Genomic DNA, 23,183 nt, shown 5'->3' with positions numbered 1-23,183 from the left:
AATGTGAGCACTGATGAAGTAACTCGTCTTCAAGGTCAGATTCGAGAGCTTGAAGATCAAGTAGATGCTTTGATGCAAACCCTTTCCCTGCCTGGTTCGCCAAGGCCAATAGTTCCTTGAACCGATGCGCAAGCATCCGGAACGATCTTTACCTTGTGGGCGTGAGCGTTTTGCAAGTTCACAGTGCCAACTTAGACTTGGTTACTCCCTGAGCCTCTTAATGCACCCGAAACAGAGTAGCCGTTCCACCTTGAACCTTAGGGTTCAGGATGACGGCCTAGCGGCCAAGGCGGGGAATTCATGTTAATAAGCGATATCTTGATGTTGATGTTGTGCGGTGCCATCTCAGGCTACTTGGCTGGCCTGCTCGGCATTGGTGGTGGCATGATCCTAGTGCCCTTCATGATCCTGGTATTTAATCACCTTGGATTTAGTCAAGAAGTTATCGTGCACATGGCTATTGCCACAGGAATGGCCACCATTCTGTTTACAACCACCTCTGCAATTTGGGCACATCACAAACATGGCTCAATTGATTGGAAACTAGTTGCCTCTTTAAGTCCCGGAATGATTTTTGGTGGACTCATTGGTGGCAGTGAATTGTTTGAAGCACTCAAAACTTCATGGCTCTCACTTTTCTTCGCAGTCTTTATTGTTTACACCTCAATTCAGATGCTGCTCAATAAAAAACCTAAGGCAGGCAGAGACTTACCTGGGACACTTGGCTTATTTTCTTTTGGCACCTTTGCTGGCGCACTTGCCAGCTTAGTAGGCGCAGGTGGCGCATTTATTACCGTGCCATTTATGCTCTGGTGCAACGTCAAGCCGCACACAGCAATGGCTACTTCATCTGGCCTGGGCTTTCCAATTGCTGCAGCAGCAACACTTGGCTATATGTACGGAAGCTGGGGCAATCCCAATCTACCAGCAGGCGCTCTGGGCTTTGTCTATTTACCAGCGGTAGCGTGCATTGTGACGGTCAGTATTTTTACTGCGCCTTTAGGTGCAAAGATGGCCAGAAAACTCGATATTGCCCAACTTAAACGAGTTTTTGGCATCATGCTTTTTTTCCTTGCAGCCTTCATGTTTAATGAAAGCCGCAAGGCATTCGGCTTTTAATTAAGCTGTGTACTGCTGACGCAAAATATTCTTTTGCACCTTACCCATAGCGTTGCGAGGTAAGTCGGCAACAATCTCCACACGCTTTGGAATCTTAAAGTTTGCAATTTGCGTTTTCAAAGTAGCAATCATTGCTTCTGCATTGAGTTTTGCTCCAGCCTTAGGCACAACTACTGCCATTACTGCCTCACCAAAATCAGGATGCGGAATACCAATCACAGCGCTTTCATCAACGCCAACCATGTCATCGATAAAGCTTTCGATTTCTTTTGGATAGACGTTATAGCCACCAGAGATAATCAAGTCCTTACTGCGACCAACGATGCATAAATAGTCATTGGGCGCCTTGCCGCCATTGGCATCACCACCCCAACGACCTACGTCGCCGGTCTTGAACCAACCATCTTTTGTGAACTCTTCAGCAGTCTTCTCAGGCATGCGCCAGTAGCCCGCAAATATATTCGGGCCCTTCACCTGAATGCTGCCAATTTCATTGACTTTGCATGGCTTGTTATCTTCAGTTACTACACGCACCTTAACGCCAGGCAATGGCAGACCAACTGAGCCGCCTACGCGCTTTCCTTTGTAAGGATTGGAAACCAACATCACCGTCTCACTCATGCCATAACGCTCAAGAATCGGCTGACCAATCACTTCTTTAAAGGTATTAAATGTTTCAGTTAACAATGGGGCTGAACCGGAAATAAATAGACGCATATTGCGCGCCACTTTCTTGTCGAACCCTTTATCAGCCAATAGGCGCACATAAAATGTCGGCACACCCATCATCACTGTGGACTGTGGCATATGCTTAATGAGTTGCGCAGTATCTAAACGCGGCAACCAAATCATTTTGCTGCCATTAATCAATGCGCCATGGGCAGCCACAAACAATCCATGAACGTGGAAGATAGGCAAGGCATGTAGCAGTACGTCTCCTTTTTTCCAGCCCCAGAACTTTTGTAATACTTGTGCATTGCTGCCCAGATTCTTGTGAGTCAACATGGCACCTTTGCTACGTCCTGTTGTACCAGAGGTATACAGAATTGCCGCAAGATCATCATCTTTTGCCGGAACAGTCTTGAATTTGTCGCTGAGGCTTCCTGCACGGTCTAATAAAGTACCCGTACGGTTCTCGTCCAGCGTAAATACATGCTTAGTACCGGCTTTAGAGGCTACCTTAGACACCCAAGAGAGATTCTTGCTGCTGCAGACAACCACTGCTGGTTCAGCATTCTCTAGGAAGTACTGGATTTCAGCTGACTGATAGGCCGTATTGAGCGGCAAATATACATAGCCCGCACGAATCGTTGCTAGATAAAGAAAAAGTGCTTCAGGAGACTTCTCAACCTGCACTGCAACTCTTGCTCCTTTTGGAAGCTTGAGGCTAGCAAGTAAATTGGCAAGTTTAGCGGTTGCTGACTCAAGGTCACTCCAAGAGTAATAGAGACCGTCGTGCGTCTCGAGAGCGCACGCTTTTTTATCTTTTGGAAAACCTTTTTCCAAGAGTGAATATAAATTCATGAAATTTCCTAAAAGACTAATATTTTTATCAATACTGCAATCAATGTACCTTGGCCACACCCATTACCAAATCAGATAATCCTGTAGCAATCTCTGGCACAAAGCAGAGCAATACAACAGAGAGAATCATGATGATCACAAATGGGAATACGCCCCAGATAATTTCATTTAAAGAAATATCAGGTGCGATGTTTTTAATTACGAAGATATTGAGGCCCACCGGTGGATGTATCAAACCCGTCTCCATCACAATGGTCATTACCACTCCAAACCAAACCAAATCAAATCCAGCGGCTCTTAATGGTGGCAAGAAAATTGGCGCAGTCATCAAAATAATAGAGACCGGCGGCAAGAAGAAGCCCAAGATCACTACCAAAATCAAAATAGCAGCCAACAATCCCCAACGTCCAAAGCCAAGGTCAACAATCGCTTGGGCAGCCGACTGACTGAGGTGCAAATGGCTCATCACATTGGAAAACAATAAAGACATTCCAATAATGAACATTAGCATTGTGGATTCTTTAATGGTGGCATTGAGCAATGGCGACAAATCCTTAATGCGCCACATTTTGTAAATACCGGCAATTAATGCGAAGGCTAAGATTGCACCAAGGCCTGCAGTTTCAGATGGTGTTGCATAGCCGCCGTAGAGCGCAACCATCACACCAATCAATAAAACCAAGAAAGGTAAAACGCGTGGCAGAGAACTCATCTTCTGCTGCATGGTATATGTGTGACGCTCCAATATCGGATGACTAGGAGCGCCGACCTTAACAGCCTCTAAGGCTAGGTTGTACTCTTTACGGAAGCGATAAACGGTGTAGATTGAGAAAAACAATACCAACATCAGACCAGGGCCAATGCCGGCAAGGAATAAACGTCCTAATGATTGCTCTGCAGCAACCGAGTACAAAATCATCGTGATGGAAGGTGGCAACAAAATACCGAGAGTGCCGCCAGCAGCAATAATGCCTGCCGCTAATCCTGGTGAGTAACCACGCTTACGCATCTCTGGAATACCTGCGCTACCAATTGCGGAGCATGTTGCAGGACTCGATCCTGCCATCGCAGCAAACAGAGCACAAGCTAAAACGTTAGCAACGCCTAAGCCGCCTGGAACCTTACCAAGCCAAACGTGCAAAGCCTCGTACAAATCTTGGCCGGCGCGTGAACGTCCGATCGCCGCCCCTTTTAAGATAAATAGCGGGATCGAGAGCAAGGTGATACTGGCCATCTCTTCGTAGACGTTCTGTGTCACCGTATCCAATGAAGATACAGGCATAAAGAACACCATAAATACAACTGCTACTGAGCCCAATGCAAAAGAGATGGGCATCCCTGAAAACATTACCAATAAGGTAACTGCTGCAAACAACAATCCTAATGTCATGATTGACATACTTATTCCCCTTCGCCTGGATTAACAACATCTCCAAACGCTTGGAGCAAAATCTGAAACGCTAACAAGGTCATACCAATAGACATCATGATGTATGGAATCCACAGAGGTGGAGCCCATGAAGATGAAGTCACTTGACCATCAACCCACGCTTCATGAAACAAAGCCCAAGACTTCCATGCAAAAAAAGCACAGAAAGCACATGAGGCAATATCAATAATCAACACCCTGAGACGGTTGACCGCTTTAGGCAACATGGTAGATACCGCTGAAATGCCTACGTGTCCACGAATTTGCTGAACGTAAGCACCACAAAGGAAAGTAGCGCCTACCAAGCAAAATACCGCAGCCTCATCTTGCCAATCAGTCGTTGCCCCAAAAAATGCTCTTGAAGCAACGCTGTAGCTCAAGATGACCGAAGCAGCCACCAAAGCCAATGATCCAAACAACACCATCAGCTTATTAATTCCAGACATTAAGCGGTCTGTCGCTTGTAAAAGTTGAGTCATGATTTAGGTTACTTTTTCTGCTGCTCTTAACAATGATGCGCAGCTTTCATTCTTCTCTGCGTAGTCTTTCCAGGCGCTATCACGTGCAATAGCTCTCCACTTATCCACAATCGCTGCGTCAACATCAGTGACTTTGCTACCAGCTCTTGCATAAGCTAAGGCTGCAGTCTTGTCATCCTCTTTTGCAGCTTCGAGTCCAAACTTCTCCATCTCGGCGCCAGCTGCCATGAGAGCATCGCGTTGATCTTTTGGCAAAGTATCAAAGATTTGTTTAGACATCATCAATGGCTCAAGCATGAACCAATAGGATTTTTGACGTGCACTAGTAAATGCTTTCGCCAACTCTTCAAGCTTGAATGACATAAAGCTTGTAGAGGATGTGTAAGCAGCATCCATAGCACCAGTTTGCATTGCTGCGTAGATCTCATTAGAAGGCAAGGAGATCACTGAAGCCCCTGCCGCCTTGAGCATGAGGTCAAATTCACGACTACCACCACGAATCTTCATCCCTTTAACATCTTCAGGGAGAACAATTGGTTTGCTTCTGCTTGCGACGCCGCCGGCTTGCCAAACCCAGCTCAAAAGAACAATACCTTTGTCTTCTAAAATTTTAGTCAGCATCTTGCCAACTTCAGCAGTCTTCCATTTAGCAGCCTGCTCGTAACTAGTAACCAATGCTGGCATCAAGCCAATATTCAACTCAGGAACTTCTCCACCAGCATATGGCATTGGGAATAATGAGATATCTAAAGCGCCTTTACGCATTGCACTGAACTGCGCATTGGTTTTCATCAATGATGAACCTGGATATACCTGGAATTTCAATGCACCTTTGGTGCGCTTTTCAACAGATTCAGCAAATTTACGGCAGAGACGATCACGGAAATCACCTGCCTGAATAGTTCCACCAGGGAACTGATGTGAGATGTTCAAGGTTTTAGTTGCACCTTGAGCGTTTGATGCTGGGCTATAACCCACGACACCAGCTAAAGGCAACGCTGCAGATCCCGCTAATAATTGGCGACGCAAAGCATTTGGCTTATTGGATCCAGATTTCAATTCATTGCTCATATTGTTCTCCTAGTAGTGTTTTATAGACTGCATAATACGGTCAGATCTTAGTGTCTGCCTCCTTGCCACATACTCTAAAGCGAATATTCTCTGAATTCTGCTTTTAGAGCCTCTCCTCCAAAAATATATTTCTAGGCCTGCATTAATCGGCCAACAGCACGTGAATAATCAATTTCCCCATGGGTAAAGCGCTCATGATTCTCCTCAACGGAGGAAAGATCGTACAAATAATTAACCATGAGTGCTGCCGACTGTCGTAAACCCTTGCGAGAGAGATCTCCAGCCCAGTTAATTTGATGAAGCTTAGCGCCGTTGCCTAAGTGAAACTTAGCAACTGGGTTGCCGTTGCGTCCTGCAGAACCTAAGCCTAAGTAAATACTTGCGAGACAAAGTAAAGCAGCCTTTTCTTTTTCAGTGGCATTGTCTGGATGCCAACCAGCGCTTAAACGCTCAGGCCAAGAGCGATGAGCAAGTCCAAGTACTTCCAAGGATTGCTCGCGTGCTGTACGAATTGCAGGCTTGAGTTGAGTGCCAGTCTTTTCGCCGCCAATATCTGCGCCAGCAGCAACCCAGTCAATGAAGCCTGGAATAGGTGAAAGCGTCACAAAGGTTTTGAGGCCAGGGAATTCTGCATGCAATTGTTCTGCAACGCGCTTAATCAGGAAGTTACCCATTGAAACGCCGCGCAAACCAGGCTCGCAGTTACTAATGGAATAAAAAGCAGCCACTTTATATTGTGAAGTTTGATGAACTGTCTCTGCCTTCTTGTCCACTAACGGTGTAATCACGGCTGGGATTTCTGGCAAAAGAGCCACTTCAACGAAGATCAAAGGCTCATTTGGAAGTTGCGGATGAAAAAACGCAAAACATCTACGATCAGGCTGCAAGCGGCGGCGCAGGTCATCCCAGCCATCAATTGCATGAACAGCCTCATGCTGAATAAGCTTTTCAAGAACTTCAGCAGGCGACTTCCAGTCAACTCGATGCATCTTCAAAAATCCTGGATTAAACCAAGATGACAGGAGGTGACGTAGGTCAAAATCAACCGCAGTTAACTCAGGCTGCTTTTCGAGCAACTGCAACAGATCACGACGCATAGCTACGAGCGCAGCAGTTCCATTGGTTGCGCGATTCAGTCGACGAAACAATTCTTGCCTCGGCGGCTCAGTCACGCGTTGTAATTTAATGTAATTGCGCGCACTTGCTTCTGCGGAAAAATTTTGCGCGGCAGCCATGACCGCAGCAGCATCTGGATTTAGTTTTTCAAATAGAAAATTGAAAAATTTAGCATGCTGATCTTTAGAAAGCTTGCGATAGTTGTGGATCACATCGTCAGCCATGCTGACGGCATTCGATTCACCGCGCTCTGAAATAAGTCGATTGACCGCGCCGGTAACGCGGGAAAAGTAACGGGCTTTTGCTAGCTTTTCAAGCATGTATATCTCTCAAAGAATTCAACCCAAAGGGTGAAGGGTTGAGTATTAATGTATAGCTGAGCCATACTTGAATCAATTAATGAAAGTATATATTCATTAACTTTAAGTTAATAGATTAGCTAGCGTGTTAAGGCAGGTTTAGGAATTATTGCGATGCAACATGCGGGTTTCAGCCGCTAGAGCGAGGATATTGGGGTTTGATTCATTAGCCTGGAGGTACATAAGGCCAATATGTTGTGTGACCTGATATTTTGGTAATAAAGGGGTAAATTCAATCGCATCACCCATTAAAGCCTTCACCCGACCAGGCAGCAAAGATCTTCCTAGGTCCCCTGAGACCATATTCATAAGAGAAAAGATATCGCCCACCTTCATAACTACATCGGGGGCAAATCCAGCCAACTGGAAGGCTTCATAAAACCCGGAGGTGGTGGCAAAACCATCTTGAAGGGTCAGAAATTTCTCATTGCGGTATTCAGATAAATCAATATTGGCTTCAGCTGGCTTATTGTTTTTGGAAGATGCTAAAAACAATTGGTCCTCAAAAAGAGGGACCACTTGGACACCCTCCGGAAGATCTCTTGTAGGGACCGCCATGATTACTGCATCTACATTTCCCTCGCTGAGCCTCTTCATCAAGTCCTCATTAGATCCCAGATATAAATCAATATCTAAATCAGGTCTACGGATTTTGGTGCCCATAATGACTCTAGGAATGATATTGGCCGTCAAAGAGTACATTGACCCCAGACGAATTTGCCCGCTCTCGACACCCGCTTTGGCTCTGGTCTTTTTTAGAACGCGGTCTACATCGGCTAATAAATCCGCACTTGCTTCAGCCAAATAAATAGCTGCTGGCAAAGCCTTTAACTGACGTCCATCTTTTACAAATAGAGCGCACCCTATTCCCGATTCCAGTGAATGCAATGCCTTATGAATGCTGACTGAACTTAAGTGCAACTCTTCCGCTGTTTTAGAAAGGCTGCCGGTCCGAATAAACGAGCACAGCACCTCTAATTTTCGAAGTGTCAGCTCTTCATTCAGCATAGGGCGTTTACTTACTCTTCGATTTAAATGCAGTCATGAGATAGAGGCCAAACATCATCATTGGCACACATAACCACTGACCCATAGACAAGCCTAAGCCAAGAAGGCCCAAGAAAGAATCTGGCTCACGCGCATACTCAGCCAAGAAGCGGCAAATACCGTAGCCCAACAAGAAAAATCCGGATACCTGGCCAACGCGTCTTGGCTTACCTGCATAAATCCAGAGCGCAATACCGAGCAGCACACCTTCACCAAGCAGTTGATAAATCTGCGATGGATGGCGTGGGATGGAATCTACCAATGGGAAAATCATCGCCCAAGGTAAATCAGTAGGCCTACCCCACAACTCACCATTAATAAAGTTCCCGAGTCGACCAAAAGCCAAACCAAAGGGAACCAATGGAGCAACCAAATCACTCACGACAAAAAAGGTGGTCTTGCGTTTTTTAGCAAACCAGAAGAGCGCAACCAATACCCCCAAAAGGCCGCCATGAAAAGACATGCCACCTTCCCAAATTTTGAAAATACTCAAGGGGTGGGATAGATAGAAGCCTGGCATATAAAACAAGGTGTAGCCAAGGCGACCACCCAACACCACACCAAGAACGCCGGCAAATAGGAGATCCTCAAGATCTTTATAGGTCCAACCCAGGGCTTCATAGCGTGGCGCTTTGATGCGTAAACGGCCTAAAAGCAAGAATTGAACAAAGGCCATCAGATACATCAAGCCATACCAATGAATTGCAAAAGATCCAATACGAATTGCTGCAGGGTCAAACTGGGGATGAATCAACATAGCTCTTAGCTTTTGGATTGGTCGAAGTTATGCAACTCATGACCCAACTCTCGATAGGCTTTAAAGCGCTCGCGCCCTGCCAAGCGCTCTGCTTCATTTACAGTGACTACCTCAACGATTCTGGGAAAACGCGCAACCAAAGCTGCTACATCAGCAGGCATACGCATTCCCAAATGAATCATGACATCAGCATGGGGAATACTGCTGAGGGCGGAAGAAGCAAAATCGTCCGTTAAAACAATGGGTGTTTCTGCTGCGGCCTCATCCTCAATAAAACAATGTGGCAAGAAATCAGCGCTACTAAATGTCCAAAGAAGTTCGTTCAACTTTTTCAGATCCGGCTTCTCGCCGACCATCACAATATTGCGGACTGGCTCACCTTCAGGTGTAGCGCTCCAAATCTTGCGCGTGAGACGACAAGCGTATTCCAGCTTGTCACTGACGTTGCTATGAAAATCAATTCGAGCCATTCAATATTTATCCGAGATCTAGAATGATTACTTGCGCTCGAGCAAGAAGTTCACCAAGAGCGGCACAGGACGACCGGTAGAACCTTTAGCGGCACCACTCTTCCATGCAGTGCCAGCGATATCCAAGTGCGCCCATTTGTATTTCTCGGTAAAGCGAGATAAGAAGCAAGCCGCTGTCACGCTACCAGCAGGACGACCGCCAATATTGGCTACATCTGCAAAATTGGATTTGAGTTGATCATGGTAAGCCGCATCCAAAGGCAAACGCCATACGGTATCTAAAGAAGTATGACCCGCTTTAGTGAGCTCACTCACCAAGCCCTCATCTTCAGAAAACAAACCACTATGTACATGACCCAAAGCAATCACACAGGCGCCAGTTAAGGTTGCAACGTCGATTACTGCCGCAGGCTTAAAGCGCTCCACATAAGTCAGCGCATCACACAGAATTAAGCGGCCTTCTGCATCCGTATTGAGAATCTCAATAGTCTGCCCAGACATGCTCTTCACAATATCGCCAGGACGAGTTGCTTGGCCTGATGGCATATTTTCACAGGTAGGAATGACGCCAATCACGTTCTTCTTTAATTTCATTAAAGCAACGGAGTACATCGTGCCGATCACTGAAGCTGCACCACACATGTCGTACTTCATTTCATCCATGGCTTCACCTGGCTTCAATGAAATTCCACCAGTATCAAAAGTGATTCCTTTACCAACCAAGACAATCGGAGCTTCTCCTGCTTTGCCACCTTGATGTTTCATCACAATAAATTGCGGCGGGGTAGCAGATCCTTTAGCAACAGATAAAAATGAACCCATTCCCAAAGCTTCAATTTGTTTAAGCCCAAGCACATCTACTTTAAGGGCGGTCTTTTTACTTAAGCCTTGCGCTGCCTTACCGAGGTAGGTCGGCGTGCAGATGTTTGGAGGAAGATTACCCAAGTCCTTGGCCAGGTGCATGCCCTCTACTATGGCGACACCCTGCTCTACCGCAGCCTTAAGCTCTTTTGCGCAGGCATCGTTACCTGCAAAAATAAGATGCTGAAAAGTGTCTGCTTTATCTTTTACTTTAAATTTCATGGCGGGCTGACGCACACCAAAACGGTAAGCCTGATCACCAGCGTATTGAACGGTAAGGCGAACTTCTTCAGCAATGAAGTCAGCTTTGTGAGCAAGCGCAAAACTTGGTGTAAACCAAAGTGCACTTTCAATCGATCCACCGCTCATCACCTTTAAAGCTGCGCGCGCAACCTTGGAATAAGTAGTCAAACTCCGTTCGCTAGCAAGATGCACATCGCCTAAGCTCACTAGCAATACTCTTTTTGCTTTAACGCCATTGCTGGACCAAGATTTTTCTGCACGCAACATGCATACGGAAGCCTGTTTGGAATCTAAATCCCCAAGAATATTGGCGTGATTGACTGAGCCACCAAGCAAGAAATCTAACTCTGGCAAAAATCCTTCTTTTGCCTTAGCCCCTTTGGCGCCTGAGAAACTATCTATATCCGCCTTGGAATATGCCAAAACCAAACAGTCGGTGGCATTGCCGAGCAAGGTTTTGAGGCTGGATTTCTGGAGTTTTAGACTCTGGAGGTCTGCTTGAGGGAAAATCTTGGTGCTGAATTGGATTGTCATAATCTATTACGGTGTTTTGGTCGATTCAAAAGGGGTAATCTGCTAATTTGGGACGTTTATCCATTATCCTCCGACATGAGAATAACTTCCCTTACCTCTAGCAATATAAGCCATTTCCAAGCCTAATAACCCTTCAAATCCAGACCTATAAATTCTCATGATTTTTAACCAGGCCCTTCGCCGCGAACTCAGTTTTACGACTGGCGGGGTCTTTTTGGTCTTAGTCACCATTATGGTGACTACCTTAGTGATCCGAATTTTGGGTTACGCCGCTAACGGGGCGGTTAATCCAGAGGACGCACTCGTTTTAATTGCATTAGCTACCCTGGGTTATCTTGCAGTTCTTTTGACAGTCTCTCTATTTGTCGCAACCCTCATTGTTCTGGTGCGCTGGTACAAAGACTCAGAAATGATTGTTTGGTTTGCTAGCGGCTTAAGCGTTACCAATCTTATTCGCCCTATTATGCAATTTGCCACGCCGCTCATCATTGTGATCGCGCTCCTGGCTCTTTTTGTTTGGCCCTGGGCAAATCGGGAATCCACTTTAATTAGTCAACGCTTTCAACAACGTGATGACGTTTCTATGGTGAGTGCCGGACAATTTAAAGAGTCCGCAAAAGCAGAGCGCGTATTTTTCATTGAAGAGCTTGATATTGACAAAAGTGAAGTCAAGAATATCTTTGTAGCCGATTCTAAAAATGGTCGACTAAGTATTGCAGTTTCCCAAACAGGCTTCATTCAGAATTCTGCGGGTGGCGAGAAATCTATTGTGCTGCATAACGGTAGACGCTATGAGGGGCAGCCCACTCAGCCCGATTTCAGAATTCTGGAATTTAATGAATACAGCACCAAGATCCGCAGCAAAGAATCATTGGCGCCAGCACCGCGTGATCGCGAGAAGACGATCACTGAACTTTTAAATGACCCTAATCCGGCCTCCACCAACCCCAATCGTGCTGAGTTACTGTGGCGCATTGGCTTGCCATTAATGGCATTAGGTTTGGTGCTCATCGCCATACCACTTGCTTATGTGAACCCTCGATTAGGTAATTACACCGCAATGTTTTATGCGGTCTTAATTTATTTAATCTATAGCAACTTACTGAACCTGACGCAAAATTTTGTCTCGCAAGGTAAGGTCAGTGTTTTTGTTGCTATCTGGCCCATTCACTTACTCGCCCTTTTGATTGCGACAGCCTTAATTCGCAATCGTATTAATCCTTCTTTGAAGTGGTGGCGCCGTCAATTGCCCGCCTCGATGGCCACCAAATGAAATTGCTCTTTCCTTTCATTTACGAGCGCTATCTAGCCAAGCAGATTTATGCTGCCTTTGGTTTTATCTTGTTCGCCTTGGTAGCTTTGTTTTTATTCTTCGATACCTTGAGCGAATTAGGCTCCGTGCAAGGGGCATACACACTTCCTCTGGCCCTACTCCATGTGCTTCTAAAGGCACCAAGCCGAATCTCCGAAATCATACCTATTGCCGGCTTGATTGGCAGTATCTATGTGTTTGCGATGCTAGCGAGCCAGTCTGAGTTCACTATTTTGCGTATTGCTGGGTTAGACGTTAAGCGTGGACTCATTACTCTCACAAAAATTTCACTCCCATTGGTTGCGCTCACACTCATCATGAGTGAGTGGGTTGGCCCTTACACCGAAGCAAAGTCGGATCAGATTCGCATGAAGGCCATGGGGTCAGCCTACACATCACAATTTAAAACGGGTGTTTGGGTAAAGGATCGTCTGCGCGACGAAGATGGTAGCGGGCCTGTACGACCAGGCGTACGCTATGTCAACGTAGGTAACGTTAACAAGGATAACGAGATTCGCAGTATTCGCATGTATGAGTTTGATGACACCTATCATCTCCTCTCTATTCGTAGCGCAGTCTCTGGACAATTTGATGAGACCGGCATCTGGGTGTTGAATGATGTCACTGAAACTCGCTTTAAAGAAACAAAACAATCTGACCCGCTGAACCCCGTCTTTTCTGCGCAAACCTATACGCATCCGATTCTCACGCTGGAATCGGAAGTCACACCTCAAATTTTGAATGTGCTCTTAATTAGCCCTGAAAAAATGTCGATCATGAGCTTGGGTCGCTTTATCTCCCACCTGCGTGAAAACAAACAAGATGCACAGAGGCATTCCATCGCCTTCTGGAAGAAGGTGGTTTACCCCTTCACCATTTTTGTGATGCTCACACTAGCGCTTCCGTTTGCATACCTTAAGGTTCGAGCAGGCAGTGTTGGCATCAAGGTATTTGGCGGCATCATGCTGGGCATGAGCTTCCAGCTATTTAATTCTCTCTTCTCTAACGTGGGACTCCTAGGTTCTTGGCCAGCACTCCTCACGGCTCTAACCCCGCCTTTGCTGTACTTTGTTTTGGCGCTCCTTGGCTTGCGCTGGGTTTCTAAGGCTTAATACCCAAAAATCATTTAGAATTTGATTCCTATATCATTGTTGATATAAAGATAGGAATCCTCATGAATCTCCACCAATTCCGCTTCGTGCGGGAAGCCGTTAGACAAAACTTCAACTTAACTACCGCCGCTAAAGCGTTATTCACCTCTCAACCAGGGGTTTCTAAGGCCATTATCGAATTAGAAGATGAGTTAGGTGTTGAGATCTTTCGTCGCCATGGCAAGCGCATTCGATCCCTTACGGAGCCAGGTAAACGTATTTTGACTTCGATTGAGCGCATCCTCGATGAAGTGGAAACACTGAAGAGGGTTGGTAAAGATTTTGCAAGTCAAGATCAAGGCAGCCTCGTGATTGCCACTACCCATACACAAGCACGCTACGCACTTCCCAAAGTGCTGACTGAATTTACCAAACGCTTTCCAAAAGTAAAGGTGAGCATTCAGCAAGGCAATCCAGGTCAAATTGCAGAGCTACTCACACATGATCGCGCGGATATTGCCATTGCTACTGAAGGGATTGCAAATACCCCGGGAGTACTCGCTTTGCCAGGATATCAATGGCAGCACGTACTCATGGTGCCGCTCAGTCACCCCCTTCTTAACCAGGCAACACTTACCCTGGAAGAGATTGCTAAATACCCCATCATTACTTACGACAAAGCATTTGCTGGTCGAAGCAAGATTGATGCAGCCTTTGCGCAAAGAAACATTACGCCCGATATTATTTTGGAAGCGATCGATGCCGACGTTATTAAGACTTATGTAGAAACAGGTATGGGTATTGGCATTGTTGCTGGCCATGCCTATGATCCAGATCGAGATCGCAACCTCAAAGTGATTCCTGCTGGCCATCTATTTGGGAATAACGTCACTCATCTTGGCGTTAAACAAGGAGCCTACCTCAGATCTTTTGTTTACACCTTCATTGAACTCTTCTCGCCAACACTCACCAAGAAGATTGTTGAGCAGGCAATGAATAACGAATCCGAGACTTACGAAATTTGAATAATCTAGTTATGCTCAAGTACTGAATAGTCTTTGAGTGGTGCCTCGGGGCGGACTCGAACCGCCACGCCTTGCGGCACCGGATTTTGAGTCCGGCACGTCTACCAATTCCATCACCGAGGCAGGTGTTTGCAGTGGAAATTCTGCTTACTTTGCTACTTTGTTACTGCTAAGACATGAGAGTGTAACAAAAAATGCTTACTTACCCCCTAACTTGGGTCTAGAACCCCTTAAAATGAGGTCTTCTAGCCAAATTATTAAAAGGACTTACCCGTATGGCCGGCCATTCGAAATGGGCCAATATTCAGCACCGCAAAGGTCGTCAGGACGAAAAACGCGGCAAGATTTGGACCAAACTCATTAAAGAAATCACCGTTGCCGCCAAATTAGGCGGCGGCGATATTGCAACCAACCCGCGTTTACGCTTGGCTATTGATAAGGCCAAAGACTCGAATATGCCGAACGATAACGTGCAAAGAGCGATTCAGCGCGGCACCGGCTCCCTTGAAGGCGTGAACTACGAAGAAATTCGTTATGAGGGTTATGGCATCAATGGCGCTGCCATTATTGTGGATTGCTTAACCGATAACCGCACTCGTACTGTTGCCGAAGTTCGCCATGCTTTTAATAAGAATGGTGGCAATATGGGTGCAGAAGGTTCAGTTGCCTTCTTATTCAAACACTGCGGCCAAATGTTATTCGCACCAGGCACCAGCGAAGACCAACTCATGGAAGTAGCATTAGATGCCGGCGCTGAGGATGTCATTACTCATGACGACGGTTCTTTAGAAGTGCTGTCTCCTGTTCCTGATTTTTCAAATGTGCAAGATGCTATTAGTAAAGCAGGTCTCAAGCCAGAGCTAGCAACGGTTGCCATGCGCCCTGAGACTGAGATTGCCTTAGAAGGCGATCAAGCTGAAAGTATGCAAAAGTTATTGGATGCACTTGAGAACCTAGATGACGTTCAAGAAGTATTTACGAATGCCGCACTTTAATTTACTTTGCATATATAAAACATTTACTGCATTTTTACTTTATTAATACTGACAAACTATCGTTATGAAAATTCTCTTAATCGGATCCGGCGGACGCGAACATGCTTTAGCTTGGAAACTGGCTCAATCACCACAAGTCCAAACGGTTTATGTTGCTCCTGGCAATGGTGGTACAGCAACCGCTAAACAAGCTGCTGCAGGCATTGAGAACTTACCGATCACTGGATTACAAGAGCTGGCTGATTTTGCTAAGCGCGAAAAGATTAATCTAACAGTTGTGGGTCCAGAAGCTCCGCTGGCTGCCGGCATCGTGGATGTATTCCGTAATAATGGTTTGCGTATTTTTGGCCCAACCCAATTGGCAGCTCAATTGGAGTCTTCTAAAGACTTTTCTAAAGCCTTTATGAAGCGTCATGGCATTCCAACAGCCGATTATCAAACGTTTTCTAGCGCTCTAAAAGCGCATGCTTATATTGACGCCAAAGGTGCGCCGATTGTGATTAAGGCCGATGGCCTTGCCGCAGGTAAAGGCGTAGTGGTTGCCATGAGTCTTGAAGAGGCACATGCCGCTGTTGACATGATGTTGGCTGACAACAAGTTGGGTAATGCAGGCGCCCGTGTTGTGATTGAAGAATTCCTGACTGGTGAAGAAGCTAGCTTTATCGTTCTTGTAGACGGCAAGAATGTTCTTGCGTTGGCAACCAGCCAAGATCACAAGCGCTTACTCGATGCTGACCAAGGACCAAATACTGGTGGCATGGGTGCTTACTCTCCCGCACCAGTCGTTACTCCAGAAATTCATGCGCGTGCATTGCGTGAAGTGATCATGCCAACAGTGAAGGGTATGCAAGCAGATGGCATTCCATATACAGGTTTCTTGTATGCAGGATTAATGATCTCTCCTGATGGCAAGATCAAGACCTTGGAATTTAACTGCCGTATGGGCGACCCAGAAACACAACCCATCATGGCTCGTCTGCGTAGCGATCTCGTCAATGCACTGGATCATGCAGTAGATGGCACGCTCAATGAGGTTGAGCTGGAATGGGATCGCCGCACTGCCTTGGGTGTTGTGCTTGCGGCCCACAATTACCCTGATACCCCACGTGCTGGCGATGTCATTACGGGAATTCCGGCTGACACTGAAGATCAAATTACTTTCCATGCTGGCACAAAATTGCAAGATGGCAAAGTGGTGACATCGGGTGGACGCGTGATGTGCGTTGTTGGCCTCGCCGATACTGTGCGTGGCGCTCAACAAAAAGCATACGAGGCCATCAGTCACATCCAGTTTGATGGCATGCAATATCGCAAAGATATTGGCTATCGCGCAATTAAGTAAATCCATAAAGTTAGAACACCCTTGTCAGATCAACAGACCCAAATCGATATCGCAACCTTAAAAGAGTATTTTTTAGGTCTGCAAGATCGCATCACAAGCGCCATGAGCACTCTAGATGGCAAGCTCTTTGTTGCTGATGAATGGCACAAGCCAGAAGACAGCAAACTCAAAGGTTATGGTCGCACTTGTATTCTGGATGGTGGCAATATTCTGGAAAAAGGGGGTGTAGGTTTTTCCCATGTCCGCGGCGACCAAATGCCTCCTTCAGCATCGCATCATCGCCCAGAGCTAGCAGGTCGCAGCTTTGAAGCGATGGGCGTCTCTTTAGTATTCCACCCGAATAATCCCAAAGTACCCACCACCCATATGAATGTGCGCTGCTTTATTGCGCAAGCGGCTGGCAAAGAGCCTGTCTGGTGGTTTGGGGGCGGCTTTGACCTAACTCCTTATTACGGCGTTGATGAAGACTGCAAACACTTTCACCAAACTGCTAAAGACGCTTTAGATCCATTTGGCGAAGCGCTCTACCCTCGCTTTAAAAAATGGTGTGATGAATACTTCTATCTAAAGCATCGTGAAGAACCACGCGGTATTGGCGGCGTTTTCTTTGATGACTTTAATGAGTTTGGGTTTGAGAAAAGTTTTGCCATGACTCGCGCAGTAGGTGATGCCTTTATTAATGCTTACCTGCCTATCGTGCAGCGACGCTATCAAGATAGCTTCACTCCAGAAGAAAAAGCTTTTCAAGAATATCGCCGCGGTCGCTATGTGGAATACAACCTGATCTTTGATCGCGGGACTATCTTTGGCTTGCACTCGGGTGGACGTACCGAATCTATTCTGATGTCGATGCCACCAGTAGTTCAGTGGTGGTACAACTGGCAGCCAAAGCCCGGGACTCCTGAGGCTAAGCTATATGACTATTACCTTAAGCCACGAGATTGGCTAGCTTGAGCGATATAAAGAAAATTGGCATTCTTGGCGGCACATTTGACCCCCCTCATGTGGGTCATTTGAGATTAGCTACGCATTTTGCAAAGCTGCTCCATTTGGATGCACTACTGCTCATCCCCAGTGGTGAGCCATGGCAAAAAGGTACCGGCGTTACTCCAGCAGAAATGCGCTTGAAGTTGACTGAAGCTGCCGGCATCGATTTAGCGCGAGCATTCCTATATCTGAATATATCCACTCAAGTAGGTGTTGATCGCATAGAAGTTGATCGAGCTGGACCGAGCTATGCAATTGATACTGTTAAAGCCTTACGTGAGCGCTTTGGAACAAACGCTAGCCTGACTTGGTTAATGGGGGCGGATTCTCTTGTTGCCCTCCCTAGCTGGAACTCTTGGGAAAAGCTGAGTCAGTTTGTCAATTTTGCAGTGGCTACTAGGCCACATCATGATTTAAGACTAGAAATAAGCTCCGAAGTGGGTCAATTCTTGAAAAGCCATCAAACATCGGCTGCTAAAGCCCTTGAAAATAGCGCTGCAGGCCTCATATACATCGATGAAAGCCTGAATATTGATCTATCTTCAACCGCGTTACGAGATCGCCTCAAATCCAGCTCACGGAGCTCTATTGCATCCGAGCATATTCCAACCCACACCCTAGAAATCATCACAAATCTGGGCTTGTATCAGTAATCAAGCTAAGATCACCCTAAATAGAAAAATTATTGCCGAGAAAATATGGACTTACGTAAATTACAACGCGTCGTGATCGATGCCCTAGAAGATGTTAAAGCACAAGATATTCGCGTGTATGACACCACTAAATTAAGTGAATTATTTGATCGAGTAATCATTGCAACCGGCTCAAGTAATCGTCAAACCCGCTCTTTAGCAATGTCAGTCAAAGAAGAAGTGAATGCTAAAGGTGGAGAAGTCATTTCTATTGAAGGTTTGGAAACCGGGGAATGGGTATTGGTTGACTGTGGCGATATCGTCGTACATATTTTGCAACCGATGCTGCGCTCTTACTATCAGCTTGAAGGCATGTGGGGCGCTAAACCAGTGCGCGTGAAATTAGCTGGTGACAAAGGTCTTGTTAAGGCCAGTGAATCTGAAGACGACGAGTAATTTCGTCGTTACTTGCAGCAATGCGACTTACCATCGTTTCTGTTGGTCATAAAATGCCTGATTGGGTTGCCACGGCAACTCATGACTACGTCAAAAGAATGCCGGCCGATTGCAGCATTGAAATTAAAGAGATCAAACCAGATCTCACACCCGCAAAAGAAGCCGTAAAAATTGCCGCTGCCATTCCCAAGGGATGTAAAGTGATTGCCTTAGATGAGCGAGGCAAAGACCAAACTACTCAGAACTTAGCTACTCAACTGGCTAGCTGGCGCCAAGAAGGCTTTGACATTACCTTTTTAATTGGTGGTGCAGATGGCTTGGATCCCAGCCTGAAAAAAGGTGCACAAGCGATGTGGCGGCTCTCCAGCCTGACCTTGCCACATGCCATGGCTAGAGTCATGTTAGTGGAGCAGCTTTATCGAGCATGGACTATTCTGCAAGGTCACCCTTACCATCGCGAGTAATCAGTTGAACTCTTTTATTTACCTCGCTTCGCAAAGTCCTCGCCGCCAGGAGCTCTTAACGCAAATGGGTATTCGCTTTGAAATGCTACTCCCAGGCCCCAATGAAGATAGCGAGAGTATCGAAACCCCTCTCCCGCAAGAAAAAGCACGCACCTATGTAGAGCGGGTTACCTTAGCAAAAAGCACTGCAGCACTCACTAGATGGAAAAACAGCGGTTTGCCTTGGGCTCCGATTCTCTGTGCCGACACCACGGTGAGCTTACCCAATCATCCTGATGGTGAAATTCTGGGTAAACCGATCGATGCAGCAGATGCTGCCCGAATTTTGACTATGCTTAGTGGCAAAGTTCATGAAGTTCTCAGCTCAGTAGCGGTGACCGTCAGCCCCGATGAAAAACCAATACAGCTAATGCAAGTTTCTGAAGTTCAGTTTGCCAATTTATCGGCAGAACAGATAGCTACCTACATCGCCAGCGGCGAACCCTTTGGCAAGGCTGGTGCCTATGGCATACAGGGCTTGGGTGGCGCCTTTATTCCTTTAATTCGGGGCAGCTATAGCGGTATCATGGGTCTACCTATTTATGAAACGAAGCTTTTACTAGAACGCGCCCAAGTCAGCAGCATATGAACGAAGAAATACTGATCAATATCACACCGCAAGAAACGCGCGTTGCTTTAATTCAGCAAGGGGCGGTTCAAGAGTTACAAATTGAGCGCACTCGCCAACGTGGCATTGTGGGAAACATATATTTAGCTAAAGTAGTTCGTGTACTACCAGGCATGCAATCGGCATTTATCGAAATCGGTCTTGAGCGCACTGCTTTTATGCATGTGGCAGACATCACGCAAAATAATCCTCAGGCACAGATTGAAAAATTATTGTTTGAAGGACAAACGCTATTAGTTCAGGTACTAAAAGATCCCTTGGGAACTAAGGGTGCGCGCTTAACAACCCAATTGAGTATTGCTGGACGAAATTTAGTCTATCTACCTCCCGCAGGCAGCGATACCGCTACCGAAAAATATATTGGCGTTTCTCAGCGGATTGATCAGCCTGAAGAACGCGAAGCAATTAAGGCGCGTCTTGCAGGCCTGATGGCTGCAGACGAAAAGGGCGGCATCATCGTCCGTACTAGCGCTCAAGATGCATCCGACACAGAACTACAGCACGACATGCTTTACCTACGCACCACCTGGGAAAACATTCATGCAGCCATGAAACACAATCCAGCGCCTACCCTGCTCTATCAGGATCTTAGCCTAGCAGAGCGGGTATTGCGGGATGTTGCCGGTGAAGACACCACCCAAATTCGCGTGGATTCTGCTGAGAATTTTGAGAAGCTCAAAGCATTTACGAATGCCTACATGCCTAACCTTTTAGGTAAGCTGACCCTGCATCGTGGCGAACGCGCCCTCTTTGACTTATTTGATGTTGATGCTGAGATTAATAAAGCGCTTGGTCGCCGAGTCGACCTTAAGTCTGGTGGCTATCTCATGATCGATCAAACTGAGTCTATGACGACCATTGATGTAAACACGGGCAGTTACGTAGGCGCACGCAATCTCGATGACACCGTCTTTAAAACAAATCTAGAAGCGGCCCAAGCGATTGCCCGCCAACTCCGTTTGCGTAACTTAGGTGGAATCATCATTATCGATTTCATCGACATGGTTAGTAAAGACCATCAAGAATCTGTATTACATGAACTCAAGCGCAACCTTGAACGCGATCATGCTCGCACCTCAGTCAGCGACTTTTCTGCACTGGGCTTAGTAGAAATGACCCGTAAACGGACACGTGAGTCATTGGCCCACATCACCTGCGAGCCCTGTGCCACCTGCCTTGGAAAAGGTGAGATCAAAACTGCCCAAACGATTTGTTATGAGATTTTGCGCGAAATTGTGCGAGAGCATCGCCAATTTAATCCGCGTGAATTTAGGATTGTGGCTGCACCTGATGTGATTGATTTATTCCTGGAGGAAGAAAATCAATTCTTGGCGCAGTTAGGGGATTTCATTGGTAAGCCGATTACCCTTCAAGCGGAAGGTAGCTTCCGCCAAGAGCAATACGATATTGTTCTAAGTTAAGTGTTCTGAATTAAGCGTTCGAGAATTGGATGCGATGTAAATTCGCATACAAACCATCATGCTCAATCAAATCTTCGTGAGAACCATTCTCGACAATCTTGCCATGCTCCAGAACCACAATCCTATCGGCGTGTTCAATAGTAGATAAACGGTGTGCAATCACCAAGGTCGTTCTATTGGCCATTAAGGTATCGAGCGCTTCCTGAACCTGACGCTCAGACTCAGAATCTAAGGCTGATGTGGCTTCATCCAGAATCAGAATTGGTGCATCTTTATAGATGGCGCGTGCAATAGCCAATCGCTGGCGTTGCCCACCAGATAAGCGATTGCCGTTGTCTCCCACCATAGAATCAATACCCTCTGGTAGCTCCTTGATGAGAGCGCTCAGATTGGCGGCCTCTAATGCCTCGATCACGCGGCCGCGATCGACTCCATCTTGACCATTCGCACCGTATGCCACATTGGCAGCAATGGTGTCATTAAAAAGAATGACGTCTTGGCTCACAAATGCGATTTGTCGACGCACATCTGCCAGCACAATATCTTCCAGCGGAATATCGTCCAAGTAAATATGGCCACTAGTGGGCTTGAAGAATCGAGGTAATAAATTGACCAGGGTCGACTTACCGCCACCAGAAGGCCCTACAAAAGCAACCACTTCTCCAGGCTTAATATTGAGATTGACATTACTAAGAGCATCTTGCCGTCCAGCTTCTTGCTGATAAGAGAATCCAACATTATCAAAACGAATCGCGCCTTTTGCCTTGTCAAGTGACCTCATATCTTGCTTGCGATCTTCATCCTCCTCAAAAGGCTGATCCATCAATCCAAAAATCATCTCTGCAGCAGTAAGGCCACGCTGCAAAGGTTGATTAATGTCGGCTAAATGCTTTAAAGGGGAGATCACCAACATCATTGCTGTAATAAAAGCAGCAAATCCACCGACAGTGGTACCTTCGGTGGTAGATTGCATCAAAGCAATGACCAGCACAACAGATAAAGCCATAGAAGCTATTAACTGAGTAATTGGCTGATTTAAGCCGCCAGTAACAGCTGACTTCAAGGCAAATTGGCGTAGACGTTCTGCTTTTAGCATAAAGCGGTTCATCTCATAATCTTGAGCACCATGCACCTTAACAATCTTGTAACCAGCCGCAGATTCTTCAACGATATATGCCAACTCACTCACTAAAGTTTGCTGCTCTCTATTTAGAGCTCTTAAGCGTCGATTAATTTTGCTCATGATGTAAGCAATCACGGGGAAAATAATTAAGACGACTAATGTTAATTGCCAGTTCAGATATATCAGGTAGCCCATCAATCCAACTACCGTTAAAGAATCACGCACTAAGCTAATTAACATTCCACCCATTACAGAAAGAACATTATTTACCTCAAACACTACGCCATTGATTAAAGTCGATGCCGAGTTCTTTTGAAAAAAAGTAGTGCTAGCGTTCAAAAGGGTTTGAAACATTTGCGTACGTAACTTTAAAAGTACGGAGTTAATCACCCTGGTGAGTAAATAGTTCGAGAGAAATTGAGCCAAACTCCGAACCAAAGCCAAACCCACCAAGAAAACAGGCACCTGCCAGAGTTTGCTATTGAGCTGCCCAGTAAAGCCTCTGTCTAGCAAAGGCTTCATTAAGGCGGGGATTGAGGTCTCGGCGGCGGCAACTACAGCCATGGCCAATAAGGACCCAACAATCAGGCCAATATGGGGTTTGAGATAGGTAATTAAGCGATTTAGGGCGGTACGGTCTTGAGCATTCATATAATGAA

Annotated in this window: 21 protein-coding genes, 1 tRNA gene, 1 other RNA gene and 1 pseudogene; 13 read left to right on the top strand and 11 right to left on the bottom strand. The window is 46.2% G+C overall.

Annotated elements, in window-relative coordinates; genetic code table 11:
- Positions 1-81: 81 nt before the first annotated feature.
- Both ssrS and ICN39_RS09835 read left to right on the top strand, forming a co-directional pair.
- Positions 82-300: non-coding RNA, 6S RNA (ssrS, locus tag ICN39_RS09840), on the top strand.
- Positions 301-1,119, top strand: coding sequence for a sulfite exporter TauE/SafE family protein (locus ICN39_RS09835; protein ID WP_216233857.1), 819 nt, complete (start codon positions 301-303; stop codon positions 1,117-1,119).
- Here ICN39_RS09835 and ICN39_RS09830 read toward each other — a convergent pair whose 3' ends face one another.
- The 9 genes from ICN39_RS09830 to ICN39_RS09790 form a co-directional block, all read right to left on the bottom strand.
- Positions 1,120-2,643: a malonyl-CoA synthase gene (locus tag ICN39_RS09830; RefSeq protein ID WP_216233856.1), complete on the bottom strand. Its 1,524-nt coding sequence runs from the start codon at positions 2,641-2,643 to the stop codon at positions 1,120-1,122.
- Between the two features lie 40 nt (positions 2,644-2,683).
- The gene (locus ICN39_RS09825; protein WP_216233855.1) at positions 2,684-4,042 is read right to left on the bottom strand and encodes a TRAP transporter large permease; all 1,359 of its coding nucleotides are present in this window, start codon (positions 4,040-4,042) and stop codon (positions 2,684-2,686) included.
- A 2-nt stretch (positions 4,043-4,044) separates the two neighbouring features.
- A complete protein-coding gene (locus tag ICN39_RS09820) occupies positions 4,045-4,551 on the bottom strand; it encodes a TRAP transporter small permease (RefSeq protein WP_216233854.1) in 507 nt (168 codons plus the stop codon).
- A 3-nt stretch (positions 4,552-4,554) separates the two neighbouring features.
- Positions 4,555-5,622: a TRAP transporter substrate-binding protein DctP gene (gene dctP / locus ICN39_RS09815; RefSeq protein ID WP_216233853.1), complete on the bottom strand. Its 1,068-nt coding sequence runs from the start codon at positions 5,620-5,622 to the stop codon at positions 4,555-4,557.
- A gap of 131 nt (positions 5,623-5,753) precedes the next feature.
- Complete coding sequence (locus ICN39_RS09810; protein ID WP_216233852.1) at positions 5,754-7,058, bottom strand: malonyl-CoA decarboxylase domain-containing protein; 1,305 nt, start codon at positions 7,056-7,058, stop codon at positions 5,754-5,756.
- A 138-nt stretch (positions 7,059-7,196) separates the two neighbouring features.
- Positions 7,197-8,105, bottom strand: coding sequence for a LysR substrate-binding domain-containing protein (locus tag ICN39_RS09805; protein WP_216233851.1), 909 nt, complete (start codon positions 8,103-8,105; stop codon positions 7,197-7,199).
- A gap of 7 nt (positions 8,106-8,112) precedes the next feature.
- Positions 8,113-8,901: a prolipoprotein diacylglyceryl transferase gene (gene lgt, locus ICN39_RS09800; protein ID WP_216233850.1), complete on the bottom strand. Its 789-nt coding sequence runs from the start codon at positions 8,899-8,901 to the stop codon at positions 8,113-8,115.
- A 5-nt stretch (positions 8,902-8,906) separates the two neighbouring features.
- Entirely contained in the window at positions 8,907-9,371 is a 465-nt protein-coding gene (locus ICN39_RS09795) for a DNA polymerase III subunit chi (RefSeq protein WP_216233849.1), read from the bottom strand.
- 27 nt (positions 9,372-9,398) lie between these two features.
- On the bottom strand, positions 9,399-11,003 hold the full coding sequence (locus ICN39_RS09790; protein WP_370623730.1) for a leucyl aminopeptidase: 1,605 nt from the start codon (positions 11,001-11,003) through the stop codon (positions 9,399-9,401).
- 163 nt (positions 11,004-11,166) lie between these two features.
- Here ICN39_RS09790 and lptF point away from each other — a divergent pair, with 163 nt between their 5' ends.
- The 3 genes from lptF (at position 11,167) to ICN39_RS09775 (ending at position 14,437) form a co-directional block, all read left to right on the top strand.
- On the top strand, positions 11,167-12,282 hold the full coding sequence (gene lptF, locus ICN39_RS09785; protein WP_216233847.1) for an LPS export ABC transporter permease LptF: 1,116 nt from the start codon (positions 11,167-11,169) through the stop codon (positions 12,280-12,282).
- The gene (gene lptG, locus ICN39_RS09780; protein WP_216233846.1) at positions 12,279-13,433 is read left to right on the top strand and encodes an LPS export ABC transporter permease LptG; all 1,155 of its coding nucleotides are present in this window, start codon (positions 12,279-12,281) and stop codon (positions 13,431-13,433) included. The genes lptF and lptG overlap by 4 nt, the downstream gene beginning before the upstream one ends.
- 62 nt (positions 13,434-13,495) lie before the next feature.
- Positions 13,496-14,437 carry a CysB family HTH-type transcriptional regulator gene (locus ICN39_RS09775; RefSeq protein WP_216233845.1) on the top strand — a complete coding sequence of 314 codons (942 nt, stop codon included), beginning with the start codon at positions 13,496-13,498 and terminating at the stop codon, positions 14,435-14,437.
- Positions 14,438-14,475: 38 nt separating this feature from the next.
- On the opposite strand, the gene ICN39_RS09770 is transcribed toward ICN39_RS09775, so the two are convergent.
- Positions 14,476-14,560: transfer RNA gene (locus ICN39_RS09770), tRNA-Leu, on the bottom strand.
- A gap of 152 nt (positions 14,561-14,712) precedes the next feature.
- On the opposite strand from ICN39_RS09770, the gene ICN39_RS09765 reads away from it, so the two are divergent.
- From ICN39_RS09765 to rng, 8 genes and pseudogenes are all read left to right on the top strand, one after another.
- Positions 14,713-15,432, top strand: a complete 720-nt coding sequence (locus tag ICN39_RS09765; protein WP_216233844.1) for a YebC/PmpR family DNA-binding transcriptional regulator — start codon at positions 14,713-14,715, stop codon at positions 15,430-15,432.
- Positions 15,433-15,496: 64 nt separating this feature from the next.
- Positions 15,497-16,774 carry a phosphoribosylamine--glycine ligase gene (gene purD, locus ICN39_RS09760; RefSeq protein WP_216233843.1) on the top strand — a complete coding sequence of 426 codons (1,278 nt, stop codon included), beginning with the start codon at positions 15,497-15,499 and terminating at the stop codon, positions 16,772-16,774.
- Positions 16,775-16,816: 42 nt separating this feature from the next.
- Positions 16,817-17,728, top strand: a complete 912-nt coding sequence (gene hemF, locus ICN39_RS09755; RefSeq protein ID WP_216233873.1) for an oxygen-dependent coproporphyrinogen oxidase — start codon at positions 16,817-16,819, stop codon at positions 17,726-17,728.
- On the top strand, positions 17,725-18,414 hold the full coding sequence (locus ICN39_RS09750; RefSeq protein ID WP_216233842.1) for a nicotinate-nucleotide adenylyltransferase: 690 nt from the start codon (positions 17,725-17,727) through the stop codon (positions 18,412-18,414). Before hemF ends, ICN39_RS09750 begins: the two co-directional genes overlap by 4 nt.
- Before the next feature lie 45 nt (positions 18,415-18,459).
- Positions 18,460-18,846: pseudogene (gene rsfS, locus ICN39_RS09745) on the top strand (ribosome silencing factor); the annotation flags it as partial.
- A 23-nt stretch (positions 18,847-18,869) separates the two neighbouring features.
- Positions 18,870-19,313 (top strand): 23S rRNA (pseudouridine(1915)-N(3))-methyltransferase RlmH, encoded by a 444-nt coding sequence (gene rlmH / locus ICN39_RS09740; protein WP_216233840.1) that lies wholly within the window; start codon positions 18,870-18,872, stop codon positions 19,311-19,313.
- 4 nt (positions 19,314-19,317) lie between these two features.
- Positions 19,318-19,941, top strand: a complete 624-nt coding sequence (locus tag ICN39_RS09735; protein ID WP_216233839.1) for a nucleoside triphosphate pyrophosphatase — start codon at positions 19,318-19,320, stop codon at positions 19,939-19,941.
- Positions 19,938-21,401 carry a ribonuclease G gene (gene rng / locus ICN39_RS09730; protein ID WP_216233838.1) on the top strand — a complete coding sequence of 488 codons (1,464 nt, stop codon included), beginning with the start codon at positions 19,938-19,940 and terminating at the stop codon, positions 21,399-21,401. Before ICN39_RS09735 ends, rng begins: the two co-directional genes overlap by 4 nt.
- 10 nt (positions 21,402-21,411) lie before the next feature.
- On the opposite strand, the gene msbA is transcribed toward rng, so the two are convergent.
- The gene (gene msbA / locus ICN39_RS09725) at positions 21,412-23,175 is read right to left on the bottom strand and encodes a lipid A export permease/ATP-binding protein MsbA (RefSeq protein ID WP_216233837.1); all 1,764 of its coding nucleotides are present in this window, start codon (positions 23,173-23,175) and stop codon (positions 21,412-21,414) included.
- Positions 23,176-23,183 lie beyond the last annotated feature (8 nt).

The sequence above is a fragment of the Polynucleobacter sp. AP-Reno-20A-A9 genome (assembly GCF_018882085.1).
Classification (GTDB): Bacteria; Pseudomonadota; Gammaproteobacteria; order Burkholderiales; family Burkholderiaceae; genus Polynucleobacter.
Note: the sequence above shows the minus strand (reverse complement) of the source record. Positions and strands in the feature narration are given on the sequence as shown.